This window comes from Rhizobium sp. 05L419 (assembly GCF_056397845.1).
The window spans coordinates 1-586 of sequence record NZ_JBFTOF010000085.1; the positions used below are offsets into that span (position 1 = coordinate 1).

The 586-nt window shown below is 54.2% G+C and carries 2 protein-coding genes; one reads left to right on the top strand and one right to left on the bottom strand.

Features of this window, described 5'->3' with window-relative positions:
* Positions 1-240: helix-turn-helix domain-containing protein (locus AC1DMK_RS31090; RefSeq protein ID WP_477864050.1), on the bottom strand; the 240-nt coding region annotated here is incomplete at its 3' end.
* 43 nt (positions 241-283) lie between these two features.
* Here AC1DMK_RS31090 and AC1DMK_RS31095 point away from each other — a divergent pair.
* Complete coding sequence (locus tag AC1DMK_RS31095) at positions 284-571, top strand: transcriptional regulator (protein WP_037067181.1); 288 nt, start codon at positions 284-286, stop codon at positions 569-571.
* Positions 572-586: the final 15 nt, after the last annotated feature.

A 586-nucleotide genomic window follows, 5' to 3' on the forward strand; every position in this document is an offset into this window, starting at 1 on the left:
TGGCTCTTCGCTGAGGGCCGCCTCCAGGCTGATTTCTACAAAGCGTTTTTTGGTGCGGTAGATGGTCGAGCCGCTGGTCTGCACCGATGCTTCGATCGCCTTGTCGCTGACGCCAGCGTCCGCTGCCAACAGGATCTGCATTCGCTTGAGCCGCCGGACTGGCTGTTTGCCGCCACTCACTGAAACGCGAAGCTCGTCGCGTTCGATCTGGCTAAGATCAACCCGATATCGTACGTTCATCACAACAACCCTTCATAATGGTGGGGCTWTGGATGAATCCGAAATGAATCAATTGCTTGACCAAGACAAGCCCGCCAGACGAGCCGTTTTCACTGCCAAACAGGGCCAGTACCTCGCCTTCATATGGGCCTATTCAAAAATCAATGATCGAGCCCCGGCAGAGGCAGACTTTCAGCGCTACTTCAAAGTCACTGCACCCTCAGTTCACCAGATGCTAAAGACGCTCGACCAAATTGGATTGATCCAAAAGCAACCAGGCCAGGCGCGCAGCATCCAACTGCTTGTCCCGCCTCAAGAACTGCCAATCCTCGGCATAGACAACCCGTCATAATCTCTGAGACGAAAC

Bases quoted from the DNA above. Each gene is read 5' to 3' on its own strand.
- AC1DMK_RS31095 (WP_037067181.1), top strand. From the start codon at position 284: ATGAATCAATTGCTTGACCAAGACAAGCCCGCCAGACGAGCCGTTTTC.